Source organism: Neobacillus solisequens (assembly GCF_051233465.1).
Lineage (GTDB): Bacteria > Bacillota > Bacilli > Bacillales > Cytobacillaceae > Neobacillus.
In genome coordinates this window covers 101010-118876 of sequence record NZ_JBKFGJ010000006.1, presented here as the reverse complement: position 1 = coordinate 118876, position 17867 = coordinate 101010, and the positions used below count along the sequence as shown (strand labels likewise).

Genomic DNA, 17867 nt, shown 5'->3' with positions numbered 1-17867 from the left:
GGGCCGATTTTTGTTGTAAAGGATTTGACAAAAATTTCACCTCGTCTTTAGTTGCTCATTGGATTGTTTTTCTGTAAAATGGGGCATAGTGTAAAAAATTATCATAAAAGGGGCGATTCTTGTGGCTAAGGTCTACGTCTTTGACCATCCGCTTATTCAGCACAAACTTACTTACATACGTGATAAACATACTGGAACAAAAGATTTCCGTGAACTGGTTGACGAAGTTGCAACACTCATGGCATTTGAAATCACCAGAGATATGCCACTTGAAGAAACGGACATCGAAACACCAGTCTGCAAAACCAAATCCAAGATCCTTTCAGGGAAAAAAATCGGAATCGTACCAATTCTTCGTGCAGGAATTGGCATGGTGGACGGCATTTTAAAATTAATCCCAGCTGCGAAGGTAGGCCATATTGGTTTATATAGAGACCCTGAAACATTGCAACCGGTTGAATACTATGTAAAACTTCCAAAGGACGTGGAAGAGCGTGACTTTATCGTAGTAGATCCAATGCTTGCAACCGGCGGATCTGCTATCGAAGCTATCCACGGCTTGAAAAAGCGCGGTGCTAAAAACATCAAATTTATGTGCTTAATCGCAGCTCCTGAAGGCGTCGAAGCAGTAAAATCAGCTCATCCAGACGTAGATATCTACATTGCTGCTCTTGACGAGAAGCTAAACGACCACGGTTACATCGTACCAGGCCTAGGTGATGCTGGCGACCGTCTATTTGGAACAAAATAATGTGGGAAAAAGTGTCACAGGCATAGTGCTTGCGGCACTTTTTTTGTTATATGCGCGAAAAATGAGAGGTGCCTTGCCGAAAGCACCCTTTTACTTCAGGATTAACGTGGTTTACTTGCGGTATGGAGTCATTTACTTGTGAAACTACCCCATTTACTTGAGAAAACCGTCCACTTACTTGCGTCCCTCCTGCATACTTTCTCCTCCCAAAGAAAACGCTATGGAAAAAAGGGGATTGCCTTTATATGAAATTGCTGCTCGCCTTACTGCTTGCTTTTCAAACTCCCAACCTGTTAATCACCCCGCCAATACCGGTATCCACCAAGGATGAGATTGCCATCGTCATCCTCAATCAGACCAAAACAGAACAGGAAATTAAACAGCTTCTCGCTCCATACAGAAAGATTAAGCTGCGGCGTGTGTTTAACGAGGCGATCACCGGGTTCTCCGTTCAAGGTCCGCCAGCAGAAATGACCCTGCTTGCTGCTAAGCAGTCCATAACCCACATCTCACCCGTCACCGAGTACCGCGCTGAGGTGGAGGAGAGTGTGAAAATCATCGGCGGGGATGAGGTCCGCGGTTATTTTGACAGAGCCAACCAACGGCTTACCGGTAAAGGAGTAACAGTGGCAGTGATTGATACCGGAGTAGACTATACTCATCCCGATCTCATCCGCAATTATGGAGGTGGCCATGATTTGGTCGATGGTGACAACGATCCGATGGAAACGTTGGCCGCAGGACAAGCAACCATCCACGGGACACATGTTGCCGGCATTATCGCGGCCAATGGAAAAATAAACGGTGTCGCCCCAGAAGCGAAAATAATTGCATATCGAGCGCTTGGCCCTGGCGGCGGTGGGACAACGGAGCAAGTGCTTGCTGCCATTGAAGAAGCCATTAAAGATAAAGTCGATATCATGAACCTTTCACTAGGGAATAGCATTAACGGCCCGGACTTACCCATCAGTATGGCACTTAACCGCGCTGTGGAAAAGGGGATCGTCGCAGTAGCCGCATCTGGAAATTCTGGTCCAAATATCTGGACAGTTGGTTCTCCGGGGACAGCTTCAAAGGCAATATCCGTTGGGGCGTCTACACCCACGATGGACATCGCGTATTTAGATGTAGAAGGAATAGAGGGAAAAATCCGTATTCAGCCGATGGAAGGTTCAGTGCCATGGAACCTTGATCGATCGCTAGAGTTAGTCGAAGGAGGAATGGGAGGAAAAACGGATTTAAAAAACGTTCAAGGAAAAATCGCCCTAATTGAACGGGGTACACTTACTTTTACGGAAAAAGCCAATCATGCACGCGCGGCGGGAGCGAAAGCGGTCATCATTTATAACAATGTCAACGGTAGCTTTATGGGTAACCTTGATGGAATGTTGGATATCCCTGTCGGTTCCCTCACGAAGGAGGAGGGAAAGAGGCTGCAAAGAGCCATTCAAAACGTCAAAGGTCTATCAAGAGTTCAAATAATAAAGGAAAAAGATCGTCTAGCTGATTTTAGCTCCAGGGGGCCGGTAACGATGACTTGGGATATAAAGCCGGATATTGTTGCCCCTGGCGTTGCGATTCATTCAACCATACCAGGAGGCTATTTATCGCTCCAAGGAACAAGTATGGCAGCGCCGCATGTCGCCGGTGCATGTGCCTTAATTAAACAGGCCCACCCTGACTGGACACCCGATCAAATAAAGGCTGCCCTAATGAATACGGCAAAACCACTTGTGAAAACAGAAACCTCCCTTGAATTAAGCCGTGGATCAGGTCCCATCAACGCGCCCTATTATCATACCTATGCCCAAGGGGCTGGTAGAATTCAAGTAGATGAGGCAATCAAGACGGAATCACTCATCATGCCAGGGAGCATTAAATTTGGAAAATTCACTGAAGGTAAGAATAGGCATATTGACATTTTAAAAATAGAAAATACTAGCAGTCGAACACAAATGTACTCATTTGATCTGCCCAAGCAAAGGGAAGGACTCAACTGGCGGTTCCCGATATCATTTTCATTGGGACCAAAACAATCAAAGGAGGTAACAGTTGAGCTTGAGGTCGATCCAAAAGTGTTTAAAGAGAAGATTTTTGATGGCTATTTAGCTGTAAATGCTGGGGATACGATCTATCATGTTCCTTATTTATATGTTCTTGAGGAACCGGGCTACCCGAGAATAATGGGCTTTGATTTTACTCCAGGAGATCAGCCAGGCACTTATCGGTATGAGGTGTATATGCCAGGGGGAGCTGAGGAGTTTGGCATTGCGCTCTTTAACCCTGAGGACTATCGTTTTGTTCAGTTTTTGGATTCCAGCACAAACGTGAAAAAAGGGCTAATTCGAAAAGAACTATCACAAGAAAGTTTACCGCCGGCAGGCACATATAGGGTGAAAGTTTTTGCCAAAAAAGCCGGCAAAGAGGACTTTATTGAAACGATGATTGTCATTGACAAATAAAAGGAGCTGTTGCCAGCTCTTTTTATTTTGCAAAATAACTTCGGGAAATAACTAGAAATAATTTTCTAAGTAGTATTAATTCAAAAATTTTTCCATTTTTATTATAAAAAATGAAACCAAATTAGTAGAAAATCCGTAAGAATATTTTGTACTACGTAGGTAGTGTTAAGGTAATTTAAATTTATAAAATTCGGGAAATTGCATGTTGATTAATTCACGTAAACCAATTGACATTAAACATTGCCTATTGTATGCTAACAAAGGGTGTAATCATAGCGTTTTCATTAAAATTTCATTTGACACGAGCCCAACAATGTTATATTCTTGAATAATTTTTTTCCAACACCCATTCTCTTATGGTGAGGATGATTTTTTATGCAAAAAGATCGAAATCCATTTCGTGCTATGGCCTTAATGTCCGCGATTGTCTCCCAATTGGTAGGCTCTATTTTAATAGGAATATTTGCAGGCAGATGGATCGATAAGAATTGGGGTACAGAGCCAATTTTCTTAATTATCGGACTGTTGTTGGGGCTTTCTGCAGGTGTATATTCCATGTTGCTCTCAATCCGTCAGTTTTATTCAGGAGATAAATAACCATGCCAGATTTTAAAGAACTATATAACAGACAGCGAAAATGGACTTTTTACATATTATCCATTTGTGTACTTGGCTGGGGGTTTACATCCTACAAAACCGTTTTCCTTGGAATCATACTAGGTACCATTTTTAGCAACGTGAATCTTTGGTTGTTAATGAGAAAGGCAGACAAATTTGACAAAGCCATTTCTCAAGGAAAAAAACTGCGTTCGCTTGGATCCCTACAAAGATTAGCAATGGCAGCGATTTCAGTAACAATTGCCTTAAAATGTCCACAATATTTTAGGGTAGAAGGTGTTGCATTGGGGCTAATGACATCCTATATTGTCATTATGATAAATTATTTTTATCATGCACTGCATGTACATAAATAAACGGGAAGCGAGGTGAAGTTTACATGCATCATGGGGCTCCTGAGTTTGAATTTATGGGTCTTTGGTTTAACGCGGCGAATATGTTGATGATTACCGTATCCAGTGTGATTGTTTTCTTAATTGCCGTGATAGCAACCCGCAAACTGGCCATGAAACCTACAGGGATGCAAAACTTTTTGGAGTGGGTGATGGACTTTGTTAAGGGCATCATCAACAGTACAATGGATTGGAAGGACGGCGGAAGATTTCATGTTCTCGGTCTGACAATCATCATGTACGTTTTTGTATCCAATATGCTAGGTCTGCCATTTGCAATTATTGTTGACGAAAAACTTTGGTGGAAATCGCCAACAGCTGACCCAGTAATCACTTTAACCATGGCGGTTATGGTAGTCGGGTTAACGCATTTTTATGGCGTGAAATTAAGAGGGGCGAAAGCCTACGGGGGAACGTTCTTCAGCCCAATGAAGTTTTTATTCCCGTTAAAAATTATTGAGGAATTTGCCAATACCTTAACGCTTGGTCTGCGTCTTTACGGTAACATTTATGCCGGGGAATTGTTGCTATCTTTATTAGCAGCTGGACTAGCACATCAAGGTATAGCAGGGTTTATTGCAGCTATTCCGCTGACCTTTGTCTGGCAGGCATTCTCGATTTTCGTCGGATGTATTCAGGCGTATATCTTTACTATGTTAACAATGGTTTATATGTCTCATAAAGTGAGCGCTGACCATTAATTTTATAAGAAGTTGAAAACAAATAAAAAACTTATTTATCCATTTTTAAGGAGGAACAAAATAATGAATCTTATAGCAGCAGCAATCGCAATCGGTTTAGCAGCAGTAGGTGCAGGTATCGGTAACGGTCTTATCGTAGGCCGTACAGTAGAAGGGATCGCTCGTCAGCCTGAAGCACGTGGATTACTACAAACTACAATGTTCATCGGGGTTGCGTTAGTTGAGGCGTTACCAATCATCGGCGTAGTTATCGCGTTCATGGTTTTAAATCGCTAAAATTTCAAAAATTGCAAATGGCGGAGTCGATTGTCTTGAAACCTTCGCCATTCATTTATGTCTATTTTTGTCATGCGTGATAAACTCTTGAAAGGAGTGAACCCAAGGTGTTATTGAGCAATCTTGTATTGGGTGCTGCCGAAGGTACCCATGTTAATTTTGGAGATATTTTCTTCCAGTTAATCGTGTTTATCGTGTTATTAGCACTGCTTAAAAAATTCGCATGGGGTCCGCTAATGGGCATCATGAAAACTCGTGAAGATCACATCGCGAGCGAAATAAATGCAGCAGAAGAAAGCCGCAAAGAAGCGAAAAAGCTTTTAGAAGAACAAAGAAGTCTTTTAAAAGAAGCACGCAATGAAGCACAAACTTTGATTGAAAATGCCAGAAAACAAGGCGAAATTCAAGGTGACGAAGTCATTGCTGCAGCCCGCACTGAAGCGGAACGCGTTAAAGATGCTGCTAAATTGGAAATTGAACAACAGAAGGAAAGAGCAGTTGCCGCCATTCGCGAACAAGTTGCTTCTTTATCTGTTTTAATTGCCTCTAAAGTCATTGAAAAGGAATTGACTCAGGCAGACCAAGATCAGTTGATTAATGAGTATATTAAAGAGGCAGGAGAACGGCGATGAGTAATATCTTAGTAGCAAAACGCTACGCATCGGCCCTGTTTCAAATTGCAAAGGATCAACAAAGCGTATCCTTGGTAGAAGAAGATCTTCGTGTAATCAGAGAAGTTTTAGATTATAACAGTGATCTAAAAGCTGTTTTAAAATCTTCCAAAGTTACTAACGAACAGAAAAAAGAGATGATCAGAGCTGCGTTTGCAACAGTAAACGTGTATGTTTTGAACACATTACTAATTATGGTCGATCGACATCGCGTTAATGAATTGGTTGAAGTCGTCAACCAATTCATTGAAATGGCTAATCAGGAAATGGGAATTGCCGAAGCGGAGGTCTATACGACACGTCCATTATCGGATGCTGAACGTGAGGCTATGTCCGCAGTATTTGCCGCGAAAATTGGTAAAAAGACTCTTAAAATTGAGAATATCGTAGATTCCGATTTGCTCGGTGGCGTCAAGCTCCGCATCGGAAATCGTATATATGATGGATCATTACGCGGTCAGTTAGACCGTTTAGAACGTAAATTGTTAAGCTAGGATTCTTAGATAGGGGTGAAATTCATGAGCATCAAAGCTGAAGAAATCAGCGCCCTGATAAAAAAGCAGATCGAAAACTATCAGGCAGACATTCAAGTTACGGATGTAGGTACTGTTATCTCTGTCGGTGACGGTATCGCCCGTGTTCATGGCCTCGACAATGTTATGGCCGGAGAACTTGTTGAATTTTCAAACGGCGTTATGGGTATGGCACAAAACCTTGAAGAAAATAACGTCGGTATTATCATCCTTGGACCTTACACTGAAATTCGTGAAGGTGACGAGGTTCGCCGTACAGGCCGCATCATGGAGGTTCCAGTTGGTGAAGGACTAATCGGACGTGTAGTAAACTCATTAGGACAACCTATCGATGGTATGGGTCCAATCAATTCTACAAAAACTCGCCCAGTTGAAGCAGTTGCTTCAGGCGTTATGGCACGTAAATCCGTTCATGAGCCATTACAAACTGGTATTAAAGCGATTGACGCCCTTGTACCAATTGGCCGCGGACAGCGTGAGTTAATCATCGGTGACCGTCAAACAGGTAAAACATCTGTTGCGATTGATACAATCTTGAACCAAAAAGGTCAAGACATGATCTGTATCTATGTTGCGATTGGACAAAAAGAATCAACCGTACGTGGTGCAGTTGAAACTTTACGTAAAAATGGCGCATTAGAATACTCAATCGTTGTTTCTGCATCAGCATCACAACCAGCTCCAATGCTATTCTTAGCACCGTATGCTGGTGTTGCGATGGCTGAAGAGTTTATGTATTCAGGCAAACACGTTTTAATCGTATATGATGATTTATCTAAACAAGCGGCTGCATACCGTGAGCTATCCCTATTACTTCGCCGTCCTCCAGGTCGTGAAGCATATCCAGGGGACGTTTTCTATCTGCACTCCCGCTTATTAGAGCGTGCAGCTAAGTTAAGTGATGCACTTGGTGCTGGTTCCATTACGGCATTACCATTTATCGAAACACAAGCAGGGGACGTTTCTGCATATATCCCAACAAACGTTATTTCCATTACAGATGGACAAATTTTCTTACAGTCAGACCTATTCTTCTCCGGTGTTCGTCCGGCGATCAACGCAGGTCTTTCCGTATCCCGCGTAGGTGGATCCGCGCAAATTAAGGCAATGAAAAAAGTTGCTGGTACACTGCGTCTTGACTTGGCTTCGTACCGAGAACTTGAAGCATTTGCTCAATTTGGTTCTGACCTTGATAAAGCGACACAAGCAAAGCTTGCTCGTGGTGCGCGTACAGTTGAAGTGTTAAAACAGGACCTTCACAAGCCGCTACCAGTTGAAAAGCAAGTTATGATTTTATATGCATTAACACGTGGATTCCTTGACGATATTCCATTACAGGATATTCGCCGTTTTGAATCTGAATTCCATAACTGGATGGACCTCAATCGCAAAGAGTTGTTAGACCAGATTGTTACCACGAAGGACCTTCCTTCCGATGACGATTTATCAGATGCAATCAACACCTTCAAAAAGACGTTTGCTACATCTGAATAATCCAGGTCTGACATATAGAACAGGAATGGTGACAGTCACTTCCAACAAGTGTCTGTCACCAACCAGACATTCTTTGAGTGAGGGTGGTGAGAACCTATGGCTTCATTACGCGATATAAAAAATCGCATCAATTCGACGAAAAAGACGAGTCAAATTACCAAGGCAATGGAAATGACCTCGGCTGCTAAATGGAATAAAGGCGTATTAAATGCAAAAGCGTTCGTTCCGTATATGGAAAAAATCCAGGAAGTGACGGCGTCCATTGCAATCGGTACAGGTGGAGTGTCACATCCGATGCTGCAACACCGTCCGGTTAAGAAAACCGCCTATATCGTTATGACTTCTGACCGTGGACTTGCTGGCGCATTTAACAGTAACGTCATTCGTCGTGTCCATCAGACAATCCAAAGCCGTCATAAATCAAATGATGAATTTGCGATTATCGCCATTGGAAGAGTTGGCCGCGATTTCTTCGTTAAGCGCGGTATGGATGTGGCGCTTGAAATCGTTGGAGTTTCCGACCAGCCAAGCTTCCAGGACATTAAGGACATAACCAGCACAACCGTAGGCATGTTTGCCGATGGAACATTTGATGAAATTTATCTCTATTACTGTCATTATCGAAGCGCGATTTCGCAGGAAGTGACCGAGAAGAAGCTACTTCCTTTACAGGATATTTCGACTACTCACAAGCTCACATCCTATGAATTTGAGCCGTCACCGGAAGAAATTCTCGAAGTGTTGCTGCCGCAATATGCAGAGAGCTTAATTTATGGTGCTCTCCTTGACAGCAAAGCTAGTGAACACGCTGCCCGGATGACTGCAATGAGAAACGCAACGGATAATGCACACGAATTAATTAGTTCCTATACATTAAGCTACAACCGTGCCCGCCAGGCTTCGATTACGCAAGAAATCACCGAAATCGTTGGCGGCGCATCAGCGCTAGAATAATAAAACGTCAACCCCCCTTTTTTTTGAAAAAACAGCCTGGTAGACTGTGCCAGATGGGGATTACGCCTAGAAATGGATTCTACCGCGAATCCTTTGTGTTCACAGTTGAACACGTGGCGGAACACTCTCAAGGTTTGTTTTTAAAAAAAGGGGTCGGAATAGGCAAAAAGTAAGTTAGGAGGGAAAACGATGAACAAAGGACGCGTTCTGCAGATTATGGGTCCGGTTGTTGACGTTAAGTTTGAAAACGGTCATCTTCCAGAGATCTATAACGCATTAAAAGTTGTGAATCATGCGCGTAATGAATCAGAAGTTGAAATCAACTTAACCCTTGAAGTAGCCCTTCATTTAGGTGATGATACAGTTCGTACGATCGCGATGGCTTCCACTGATGGATTGACTCGTGGTTTAGAGGTAGAGGATATGGGTAGACCAATTTCCGTACCAGTTGGGGAACCGACACTTGGTCGTGTATTCAACGTATTAGGTGAGGCGATTGACCTTAAAGAGGATGTTCCGGCTTCTGCACGCCGTGATGCTATTCACCGTGAAGCACCAACATTTGAAAATCTATCTACTGAAGTAGAAATTCTTGAAACGGGTATTAAAGTTGTAGACTTGCTTGCTCCTTATATCAAGGGTGGTAAGATCGGTCTATTCGGTGGTGCCGGCGTTGGTAAAACCGTATTAATTCAGGAATTAATCAATAACATCGCTCAAGAGCACAGCGGTATTTCCGTATTCGCTGGTGTAGGTGAGCGTACTCGTGAAGGTAACGACCTTTATCATGAGATGACGGATTCAGGCGTTATCAAGCAAACTGCGATGGTATTCGGTCAGATGAACGAGCCTCCTGGTGCACGTATGCGTGTTGCTTTGACTGGTTTGACCATGGCTGAATATTTCCGTGATGAGCAAGGACAAGACGTGTTGTTCTTCATGGATAACATCTTCCGTTTCACACAGGCAGGTTCTGAGGTATCCGCGTTGCTTGGCCGTATGCCATCTGCGGTAGGTTACCAACCAACACTTGCTACTGAAATGGGTAAATTACAAGAGCGTATTACTTCTACTAATAAAGGTTCTGTTACATCTATTCAAGCGATTTACGTACCAGCCGATGACTACACTGACCCGGCTCCTGCTACAACATTCGCTCACTTGGATGCAACAACAAACCTTGAGCGTAAGCTTTCTGAAATGGGTATCTACCCTGCGGTGGACCCATTAGCATCAACTTCTCGTGCCCTATCACCTGAAATCGTTGGGGAAGAGCACTATTCAGTAGCTCGTAGAGTTCAGCAGACTTTACAACGCTACCGTGAATTACAGGATATCATCGCGATCCTTGGTATGGACGAACTTTCTGATGAAGATAAGTTAGTCGTAGCACGTGCTCGTCGTATCCAGTTCTTCTTATCACAAAACTTCCACGTTGCTGAACAGTTTACAGGCCAACCAGGTTCTTATGTACCTGTTAAGGAAACTGTCCGTGGCTTTAAGGAAATCCTTGAAGGGAAATATGACCATCTTCCAGAGGATGCTTTCCGTCTTGTTGGTCGTATCGAAGAAGTGGTTGAGGCCGCAAAACGTATGGGTGTAGAGGCTTAAACTAGCCAGGAGGGTAAAAAATGAAGACGATTAAAGTCAATGTTGTTACTCCCGATGGCCCGGTGTATGACTCAGATGTGGAAATGGTAAGCACCAAGGCTAAAAGTGGTGATCTCGGTATTTTACCAGGACACATCTCGATGGTGGCACCGCTTGAAATTGGTGCTGTTCGCCTCAAAAAGGGTGGCAAAACAGAATTTGTTGCGGTTACAGGCGGTTTTCTTGAAGTCCGTCCTGATCAAGTAACGATTCTGGCTCAAGCTGCTGAGAAATCTGAAGATATCGATGTGGAACGTGCCCTAAAAGCGAAAGAACGTGCTGAGCAGCGTATGCAGGAACAAAAAGCCGAGATGATCGACTTTAGACGTGCCGAGCTCGCGCTAAGACGCGCCATCAATCGCCTCGCCGTAGCGGAAAAAAGATAATAATATTTTGTGAATAACCAAAACCCCTTTGGGCAGCTTTAAAAGGCTGTACAAAGGGGTTTTTTGTTATGTCTCCCATAAAAAAATCACAAACCCGGAGGTTATTACAATACTAATTAGCTGTTCATTTGCTGGAAACTATGTTGAATAGCTGTAATATGAATTGTTTGAAAGTTCATGAAAGCCAAATGGTAGAGGAAACACAAGGGGTGTGTCATTCATAAAGGGAATGAAAGCCAAATAGTGGAGGAAACACAAGGGGAGTGTCGTTCATGAAGGGGATGAAAGACAGATAGCGGAGGAGACACAAAAGGAGTGTCGTTCATGAAGGGGATGAAAGACAGATAGCGGAGGAAACACAAAAGGAGTGTCGTTCATAAAAGGAATGAAAGCCAAATAGCGGAGGAAACACAAAAGGAGTGTCGTTCATAAAGGGGGTGAAAGCCAAATAGCGGAGGAAACACAAAAGGAGTGTCATTCATAAAAGGAATGAAAGCCAAATAGCGAAGGAAACACAAAAGGAGTGTCGTTCATAAAGGGGATGAAAGCCAAATAGCGGAGGAATCACAAAAGAAAAGTCTTTTCTCTTACGGGGCAATTACTTTTAAGATTCCCAAGGATATGTCCGAAATAAAACCAAGTACCCTTTCTCATTATAGTATCTATATTAATTCCTCCATTGGCATTACGAAATAAAAGAATGAATGGGACTAAATTGAATATAGTTGTAGGGGCTGGTTTTTTAAAGTTTTCATTAAAATTTGAACAAATTATGACAAAATTCACAGACATTACCGAGTAATTACTATTTAATTAGGGTTGTTGCCGGTTTATTATTAGCAGGTTACAACCTGTTTGAAACCCTTTAATACCTTATTCAACCCTCTGTGATTTTTGCAACTCTTTTTAGTCATGTCATCTCTCGTGCTTGCGCTGCAGATCACGCAAATTTCAGAGGAGGGGATACCCGTATTTGAAACAAACCAACAAGGGTGGTTATAATTGGGGTTTTACTGGTATAAGCTACCTGCACATTGCAACTCCGCTCCACTGTGAGCTTTGCGAAAATTTTACAATCAAGTCTTTTTAGAGTTGGCTCTAAAAAGACTTGATTAAAAAAACTTTCGCGGCGTAGAATTCCAATTTTACATAGTGGGTTTTGTCGACACAAGTTTGTAACAATGTTATAATGTTATCGGTTACAATATTCATTAGTTTGAAAAATTCAACATTGGAGGGGATGACATGGAACTTTTAAATGTATATCAGAATAATTATCTGATAGTTTTTGTGTTCCTATGTCTCGGGGTTTTATTGCCAGTGGTGGCGTTATATTTGGGGAAGCTCCTACGGCCGTATAAGCCTAGTGAGGAGAAGTTAACCACATATGAGAGCGGTGTTGAGCCATTTCACGATTCACGTGTTCAGTTCAATGTCCGCTATTATATTTTTGCCCTAATGTTTGTTATTTTTGACGTAGAAACGGTGTTCTTATATCCTTGGGCCGTTGCCTACGATAAGCTAGGGGTTTTTGCACTTATCGAAATGCTACTTTTCGTGATTATGCTGTTAATTGGCCTAGTGTACGCTTGGAAGAAGAAGGTGCTACGATGGATTTAAACTTAGATGGCATTTCATCACTGGAAATGGAAGAGTTAAAAAGAAATGTATTTATGACATCGCTGGAGCAAGTGAAAGCATGGGCACGAAGCAGTTCGCTTTACCCTGTTACATTTGGTCTGGCTTGTTGTGCGATTGAGATGATGGGTGTGGGTGCCGCTCACTATGACTTGGACCGTTTTGGTTCGTTCTTCCGTCCATCGCCGCGTCAATCAGACTGTATGATTGTTTCGGGTACGGTGACGAAGAAAATGGCGCCGATTTTACGCCGGTTATATGATCAGATGCCAGAACCGAAGTGGGTTATTGCGATGGGTTCCTGTGCCACGGCAGGCGGACCGTATGTCAAATCATACTCCGTTGTAAAAGGTGTCGATCAAATAGTTCCGGTTGATGTGTATATCCCGGGCTGTCCTCCAAACCCAGCAGCTTTAATTTACGGAATTAATAAGTTAAAGGAAAAAATTCGTTATGAAGCGAAGACTGGGAAGAAGGTGACCTGATAAATGAGCGGGGAAAAGGATCTCGAGCAATTAAAGCGGGAAGCCGCTGAGAAGGCGAAAGCCGCAGCGCTGGCGAGACGTCAGGCAAAAGCTCAGCAGGAGGCCGGACAGACACAGCAGGAAGCGCAGGAGCAAGAACAGGGCAAGGCTGAGGCCGCAGCGCCAACACCTGCAGGCGGAGAAGCGGATGATTTAGCGAAGAAAAAGGCAGCCGCAGCAGCCAAAGCAAAAGCTGCAGCATTAGCGAAAAAGCAGCGAGAAGGCATCGTGGAAGAGGAAACTCCAACGGTTGAAGCCACAGGCGGAGAAGACGATGATCTAGCGAAGAAAAAGGCAGCCGCAGCAGCCAAAGCAAAAGCTGCAGCATTAGCGAAAAAGCAGCGAGAAGGCATCGTGGAAGAGGAAACTCCAACGGTTGAAGCCACAGGCGGAGAAGCTGATGACCTAGCGAAGAAAAAAGCAGCCGCAGCAGCCAAAGCAAAAGCCGCAGCATTAGCAAAACAAAAACGTGAAGGCATCTCGGAAGAAGAATCCCCAACTGCAGCGGAAGCATCTGACGCCGATGATTTAGCGAAGAAAAAGGCAGCCGCTGTAGCGAAAGCGAAAGCAGCAGCCGCGGCCAAACGCAAGGCCATGGAACAGGCTGGCGAATCTGAAGCTCCGGCAGCAGAAGCAGGAGACGATGCCAAAGCGAAAGCAGCGGCGGCAGCCAAAGCAAAGGCGGCCGCAGCAGCCAAGGCGAAAGCAGCCGCAGCGGCAAAAGCGAAAGCACAGGCCGGTGGCGAAGAGCCTGCGGGTGATGATGAAAAGGCGAAAGCAATTGCCGCAGCCAAAGCAAAGGCAAAGGCGGCGGCAGCAGCAAAAGCGAAAGCAGCGGGTGCGGCAAAAGCAGGAGAATCAGCAGAGCCGGCAGCAGAAGCCAAACCTTCACCAAATCAGCCATTCCTAGATAAGTATGTAAAAGTCATTGAAGAAAATATGGGTTCTGATGTTTTAGAAGACTTTTATATTAATAAACTCTCTAAAGATGTTCCGACACTAGTCGTGAAGCGCGAATCCTACTACAAGCTGGCTCAATTTTTAAAATACAATGAGCTTTTGGGTTTTGACTATTTATCGGAGCTTCATGGCACTGATTTTGAAACACATATGGAAGTATATGTTCACTTATACTCATACAAAAACCGCCAATCCGTTGCGGTAAAGGTAAAGATTGACCGAAATGAATCCACGATCGAATCGCTTCAGCCTGTTTGGGCGGGTGCAGACTGGCCTGAATGTGAGGCATACGATTTGCTGGGCATTAAGTTCACTGGACATCCTAATTTGCATCGAATCTTCCTTGGGGAAGAATGGATTGGCTATCCACTAAGAAAAGACTATGAGCCGTATGATGTGGAGGTGTAGCCAATGATTAGAACGGAAGAAATGATCTTGAACGTAGGTCCTCAGCATCCTAGTACTCACGGGGTATTTCGTCTGGTTGTCAAACTGGATGGAGAGCTGATTACAGAAGCAACTCCGGTTGTCGGGTACTTGCATCGCGGTACAGAAAAAATTGCTGAGAATCTGCAGTATTTACAAATTATTCCTTACACAGACCGGATGGACTACCTATCAGCCATGACCAACAATTATGTTATTTGTCATGCTGTTGAAACCATGATGGGTATGGAAATACCGGAACGTGCTGAATACTTGCGTGTTATTGCAATGGAACTAAACCGGGTTGCCAGTCATCTTGTATGGTGGGGTACATACCTGCTTGACCTTGGGGCAACCAGTCCATTCATCTATGCGTTCCGTGAACGTGAAATGATTATCAATATGTTAAATGAACTTTCTGGAGGTCGCTTAACCTATAATTACATGCGTGTTGGCGGTGTAAAATGGGATGCACCGGAAGGCTGGATTGAAAAAGTAAAAGATTTCATTCCGTATATGCGTGAACAGCTTGAGGGTTATCACAGCCTCGTAACAGGAAATGAAATCTTCTTAAACCGGGTAAAAGGAATTGGTCAATATACAAAGGAAGATGCTCTGAACTATTCCTTAAGTGGAACAAACCTCCGCTGTACAGGAGTAAAATGGGATCTTCGCAAGGATGAGCCATATTCGATTTATGACCGCTTTACCTTTGATGTTCCAACAAGAGAGACAGGAGATGCTTGGGCGCGCTACCAAATCAGACTTGCCGAAATCGAAGAGTCATTGAAAATTTTGGAGCAGGCTTGTGAGCAATTCCCATCCGGCGGGGAAATTTTAGCGAAAGTCCCTAAAATTGTTAAGGCACCCAAAGGGGAAGCTTATGTCCGAATCGAGTCACCGCGCGGCGAAATCGGCTGTTATATCAATAGTGACGGTAAAAAAGAGCCGTACCGGTTAAAATTTAGAAGACCATCCTTCTATAATTTGCAAATTCTTCCTAAGTTATTGAAGGGAGAAAATATTGCAAATATGATTGCAATTTTAGGGGCAATAGACATTGTCCTTGGAGAGGTGGACGGCTAATGATACAAGATATGCTTCAGTCGAGTCCCGGTTTGTTTAACTTTATCATCTTCTTTATTCTGGGACTTGTCTTACTATTAGTCGTATTAGGGTTTGTTACGTATTCGATTTTGGCGGAGCGGAAAGTAATGGGGTATATGCAACTTCGTCACGGTCCGAACCAACTTGGCGGACGCTGGGGATTACTCCAAACCGTTGCGGACGTTTTAAAGCTTTTACTAAAAGAAGATATTATTCCGAAGCTTGCTGACAGACCGTTATTTATTTTGGCGCCGGTCATTGCCTTTGCTCCGTCTTTCATGGTGCTGGCAACGATTCCGTTCACAGATAAATTCCAATTCGCCGATATTGGTGTGGGATTGCTGTATTATGTAGCCATTTCCGGGATGACAGTATTCGGTATCCTGCTTGGTGGTTGGGCATCCAACAACAAGTACTCTCTGTTAGGGGGAGCACGGGCAACTGCACAGATGATTTCCTATGAAATCCCGCTTGTTATGTCCGTACTAGGTGTTATTCTTCTTTCAGGCAGTTTGAACCTAAATGATATCATTCATGCACAAAAGCACGGCTGGTTTATTTTACTGCAGCCAATCGGCTTTATTGTCTTTTTCATAGCATCAGTGGCTGAGCTGAGCAGGACACCATTTGACCTTCCGGAATCAGAATCAGAGTTAGTTGCCGGTTATCATACCGAGTACACCGGTTTCCGCTGGGCATTCTTCATGCTGGCAGAATATGTGTATTTATTCGCAATGACTTCACTGATTGTGGTGCTATTCTTTGGCGGTTGGATGTCTCCATTTGGGTTCTTGGGTTTCATTCCAGGAGCAGTGTGGTTCTCGCTCAAATTCTGCGTTATCCTATTTATCTATTTGTGGTTCCGCAGTACATTCCCACGGATGCGCGCTGACAAGTTAATGGAATTCGCATGGAAAGTATTGATGCCGGTTGCGCTGGGAAACATCTTCCTAACTGCCATCATCAAATCGTTATTTTTCTAAAAAAAGTCGTGGTGCCTGGCACCAATAATAAGGTCTACACTCTGTAAATGATGTAAACCTAATACTACTCTTAAGGGGTGAAAAACGTGCTTGGATTAGCAAAAGGCTTGAAGTATACCCTAAAGCAGTTGTCGCGTGAAAAGGTTACTTATGATTATCCGAATGAACCGCTTCCGCTGCCGGATCGATTCCGCGGGATTCAGAAGTTTTATCCGGAGAAGTGCATTGTCTGCAATCAATGTATGAATATTTGTCCGACTGAGTGTATCGACTTAACTGGTAAGAAGCATCCGGATCCAGCGAAAAAAGGGAAAATCATTGATACGTACGATATCAACTTTGAACTTTGCATACTATGTGACCTTTGTACAGAAGTTTGCCCGACTGAGGCCATCATCATGACCAATAATTTCGAGCTCGCTGAATACAGCCGTGATATGTTATTTAAAAACCTGGAATGGTTGGACGAGAATGATGAAAACATACGGCAGGTGAATAAACCATGACATTTTCGGGCGAATTTATCGCTTTTATGGCCCTTGCACTTGTGGCGATCATCGGAGGCGTGCTTTTAATTAACCTGAATAAAGTCGTGCAAATGGTCGTAGCGCTAATTTTTACATTCGTTAGTATAGCGGGAATTTATATTTTGCTTTCAGCGGAATTTGTCGCAGCGGTACAGGTACTGATTTACTCCGGTGCGATAACCATAATTATGCTGTTTGCGATTATGTTAACAAAGCCCTATGATGACGAAAGTGATTCAAAATCTTCAAAATGGAAAAAAGTGCTCATATTTTTAGGAGTTGTGGGCTTTGCATTCGCATTCTATATCGGCATCTACAACTTCCCGATTGAACAGGTTCCAACAACCCTGCATGAAAACAATACCTTGCAAATCGGTAAAGCACTCTATTCCAAATATATTATTCCGTTTGAGTTTGTTTCTGTTTTACTATTAGTTGCTTTAATCGGAGCAATTGTTTTAGCAAAAAGAGAAGATAAGGAGGCGGATGAGGAATGAGTTCAATCCCCGCTTCAGCCTTCTTGGCACTGGCACTCATATTATTTTGCATCGGACTATACGGCGCATTAACAAAGAAAAACACCGTCATTGTACTGATTTCTATTGAATTAATGCTAAATGCCGTCAATATCAATCTCGTAACCTTCAGCAAATACGGCGCTGCCCCTTCCATAACCGGACAGGTCTTTGCCCTTTTTGCCATGAGCGTTGCCGCAGCAGAAGCAGCCGTAGGACTCGCCATCTTGATGGCTCTCTACCGCAACAAAAAAACCGTCAACATCGACGAAATGAACGAAATGAAAAACTAAGATTTA

Annotated in this window: 20 protein-coding genes; all 20 read left to right on the top strand. The window is 43.4% G+C overall.

Features of this window, described 5'->3' with window-relative positions; all coding sequences use genetic code 11:
* Window positions 1-121 precede the first annotated feature (121 nt).
* The 20 genes from upp (at window position 122) to nuoK (ending at window position 17861) form a co-directional block, all read left to right on the top strand.
* A complete protein-coding gene (upp, locus tag ACI3K6_RS08095; protein ID WP_335476729.1) occupies window positions 122-751 on the top strand; it encodes a uracil phosphoribosyltransferase in 630 nt (209 codons plus the stop codon).
* A gap of 245 nt (window positions 752-996) precedes the next feature.
* A complete protein-coding gene (locus tag ACI3K6_RS08090; protein ID WP_435554413.1) occupies window positions 997-3213 on the top strand; it encodes a S8 family serine peptidase in 2217 nt (738 codons plus the stop codon).
* Window positions 3214-3588: 375 nt separating this feature from the next.
* Entirely contained in the window at window positions 3589-3810 is a 222-nt protein-coding gene (locus tag ACI3K6_RS08085; RefSeq protein ID WP_335476731.1) for an AtpZ/AtpI family protein, read from the top strand.
* A 2-nt stretch (window positions 3811-3812) separates the two neighbouring features.
* Window positions 3813-4187, top strand: a complete 375-nt coding sequence (locus ACI3K6_RS08080; RefSeq protein WP_435554412.1) for an ATP synthase subunit I — start codon at window positions 3813-3815, stop codon at window positions 4185-4187.
* Window positions 4188-4210: 23 nt separating this feature from the next.
* Window positions 4211-4924, top strand: a complete 714-nt coding sequence (gene atpB / locus ACI3K6_RS08075; protein ID WP_335476733.1) for a F0F1 ATP synthase subunit A — start codon at window positions 4211-4213, stop codon at window positions 4922-4924.
* A gap of 63 nt (window positions 4925-4987) precedes the next feature.
* Complete coding sequence (gene atpE / locus ACI3K6_RS08070; protein ID WP_027323467.1) at window positions 4988-5200, top strand: F0F1 ATP synthase subunit C; 213 nt, start codon at window positions 4988-4990, stop codon at window positions 5198-5200.
* 107 nt (window positions 5201-5307) lie between these two features.
* The gene (locus tag ACI3K6_RS08065) at window positions 5308-5832 is read left to right on the top strand and encodes a F0F1 ATP synthase subunit B (protein ID WP_435554411.1); all 525 of its coding nucleotides are present in this window, start codon (window positions 5308-5310) and stop codon (window positions 5830-5832) included.
* Window positions 5829-6365 carry a F0F1 ATP synthase subunit delta gene (locus tag ACI3K6_RS08060; RefSeq protein WP_335476735.1) on the top strand — a complete coding sequence of 179 codons (537 nt, stop codon included), beginning with the start codon at window positions 5829-5831 and terminating at the stop codon, window positions 6363-6365. Before ACI3K6_RS08065 ends, ACI3K6_RS08060 begins: the two co-directional genes overlap by 4 nt.
* A 24-nt stretch (window positions 6366-6389) precedes the next feature.
* Entirely contained in the window at window positions 6390-7898 is a 1509-nt protein-coding gene (gene atpA, locus ACI3K6_RS08055) for a F0F1 ATP synthase subunit alpha (RefSeq protein WP_335476736.1), read from the top strand.
* 96 nt (window positions 7899-7994) lie between these two features.
* On the top strand, window positions 7995-8852 hold the full coding sequence (atpG, locus tag ACI3K6_RS08050) for an ATP synthase F1 subunit gamma (RefSeq protein WP_335476737.1): 858 nt from the start codon (window positions 7995-7997) through the stop codon (window positions 8850-8852).
* A 189-nt stretch (window positions 8853-9041) separates the two neighbouring features.
* Complete coding sequence (gene atpD / locus ACI3K6_RS08045; protein ID WP_335476738.1) at window positions 9042-10463, top strand: F0F1 ATP synthase subunit beta; 1422 nt, start codon at window positions 9042-9044, stop codon at window positions 10461-10463.
* A gap of 20 nt (window positions 10464-10483) precedes the next feature.
* A complete protein-coding gene (locus ACI3K6_RS08040; protein WP_335476739.1) occupies window positions 10484-10888 on the top strand; it encodes a F0F1 ATP synthase subunit epsilon in 405 nt (134 codons plus the stop codon).
* A 1245-nt stretch (window positions 10889-12133) separates the two neighbouring features.
* A complete protein-coding gene (locus ACI3K6_RS08035; protein WP_335476740.1) occupies window positions 12134-12508 on the top strand; it encodes an NADH-quinone oxidoreductase subunit A in 375 nt (124 codons plus the stop codon).
* Window positions 12499-13011: a NuoB/complex I 20 kDa subunit family protein gene (locus ACI3K6_RS08030; protein WP_335476741.1), complete on the top strand. Its 513-nt coding sequence runs from the start codon at window positions 12499-12501 to the stop codon at window positions 13009-13011. Before ACI3K6_RS08035 ends, ACI3K6_RS08030 begins: the two co-directional genes overlap by 10 nt.
* Before the next feature lie 3 nt (window positions 13012-13014).
* Entirely contained in the window at window positions 13015-14418 is a 1404-nt protein-coding gene (locus ACI3K6_RS08025) for an NADH-quinone oxidoreductase subunit C (RefSeq protein ID WP_435554410.1), read from the top strand.
* Window positions 14419-14421: 3 nt separating this feature from the next.
* On the top strand, window positions 14422-15522 hold the full coding sequence (locus ACI3K6_RS08020) for an NADH-quinone oxidoreductase subunit D (protein WP_335482054.1): 1101 nt from the start codon (window positions 14422-14424) through the stop codon (window positions 15520-15522).
* Window positions 15522-16526 carry an NADH-quinone oxidoreductase subunit NuoH gene (gene nuoH / locus ACI3K6_RS08015; RefSeq protein ID WP_435554409.1) on the top strand — a complete coding sequence of 335 codons (1005 nt, stop codon included), beginning with the start codon at window positions 15522-15524 and terminating at the stop codon, window positions 16524-16526. The genes ACI3K6_RS08020 and nuoH overlap by 1 nt, the downstream gene beginning before the upstream one ends.
* An 86-nt stretch (window positions 16527-16612) precedes the next feature.
* Window positions 16613-17032: an NADH-quinone oxidoreductase subunit NuoI gene (gene nuoI, locus ACI3K6_RS08010; RefSeq protein ID WP_435554408.1), complete on the top strand. Its 420-nt coding sequence runs from the start codon at window positions 16613-16615 to the stop codon at window positions 17030-17032.
* On the top strand, window positions 17029-17550 hold the full coding sequence (locus tag ACI3K6_RS08005) for an NADH-quinone oxidoreductase subunit J (protein ID WP_335482060.1): 522 nt from the start codon (window positions 17029-17031) through the stop codon (window positions 17548-17550). The genes nuoI and ACI3K6_RS08005 overlap by 4 nt, the downstream gene beginning before the upstream one ends.
* On the top strand, window positions 17547-17861 hold the full coding sequence (gene nuoK / locus ACI3K6_RS08000; RefSeq protein WP_335482062.1) for an NADH-quinone oxidoreductase subunit NuoK: 315 nt from the start codon (window positions 17547-17549) through the stop codon (window positions 17859-17861). The genes ACI3K6_RS08005 and nuoK overlap by 4 nt, the downstream gene beginning before the upstream one ends.
* The last annotated feature ends 6 nt before the right edge of the window (window positions 17862-17867 follow it).

Bases quoted from the DNA above. Each gene is read 5' to 3' on its own strand.
- ACI3K6_RS08090 (WP_435554413.1), top strand. From the start codon at position 997: ATGAAATTGCTGCTCGCCTTACTGCTTGCTTTTCAAACTCCCAACCTG.
- ACI3K6_RS08085 (WP_335476731.1), top strand. From the start codon at position 3,589: ATGCAAAAAGATCGAAATCCATTTCGTGCTATGGCCTTAATGTCCGCG.
- ACI3K6_RS08080 (WP_435554412.1), top strand. From the start codon at position 3,813: ATGCCAGATTTTAAAGAACTATATAACAGACAGCGAAAATGGACTTTT.
- atpB (WP_335476733.1), top strand. From the start codon at position 4,211: ATGCATCATGGGGCTCCTGAGTTTGAATTTATGGGTCTTTGGTTTAAC.
- atpE (WP_027323467.1), top strand. From the start codon at position 4,988: ATGAATCTTATAGCAGCAGCAATCGCAATCGGTTTAGCAGCAGTAGGT.
- ACI3K6_RS08060 (WP_335476735.1), top strand. From the start codon at position 5,829: ATGAGTAATATCTTAGTAGCAAAACGCTACGCATCGGCCCTGTTTCAA.
- atpA (WP_335476736.1), top strand. From the start codon at position 6,390: ATGAGCATCAAAGCTGAAGAAATCAGCGCCCTGATAAAAAAGCAGATC.
- atpG (WP_335476737.1), top strand. From the start codon at position 7,995: ATGGCTTCATTACGCGATATAAAAAATCGCATCAATTCGACGAAAAAG.
- atpD (WP_335476738.1), top strand. From the start codon at position 9,042: ATGAACAAAGGACGCGTTCTGCAGATTATGGGTCCGGTTGTTGACGTT.
- ACI3K6_RS08040 (WP_335476739.1), top strand. From the start codon at position 10,484: ATGAAGACGATTAAAGTCAATGTTGTTACTCCCGATGGCCCGGTGTAT.
- ACI3K6_RS08035 (WP_335476740.1), top strand. From the start codon at position 12,134: ATGGAACTTTTAAATGTATATCAGAATAATTATCTGATAGTTTTTGTG.
- ACI3K6_RS08030 (WP_335476741.1), top strand. From the start codon at position 12,499: ATGGATTTAAACTTAGATGGCATTTCATCACTGGAAATGGAAGAGTTA.
- ACI3K6_RS08025 (WP_435554410.1), top strand. From the start codon at position 13,015: ATGAGCGGGGAAAAGGATCTCGAGCAATTAAAGCGGGAAGCCGCTGAG.
- ACI3K6_RS08020 (WP_335482054.1), top strand. From the start codon at position 14,422: ATGATTAGAACGGAAGAAATGATCTTGAACGTAGGTCCTCAGCATCCT.
- nuoH (WP_435554409.1), top strand. From the start codon at position 15,522: ATGATACAAGATATGCTTCAGTCGAGTCCCGGTTTGTTTAACTTTATC.
- ACI3K6_RS08005 (WP_335482060.1), top strand. From the start codon at position 17,029: ATGACATTTTCGGGCGAATTTATCGCTTTTATGGCCCTTGCACTTGTG.
- nuoK (WP_335482062.1), top strand. From the start codon at position 17,547: ATGAGTTCAATCCCCGCTTCAGCCTTCTTGGCACTGGCACTCATATTA.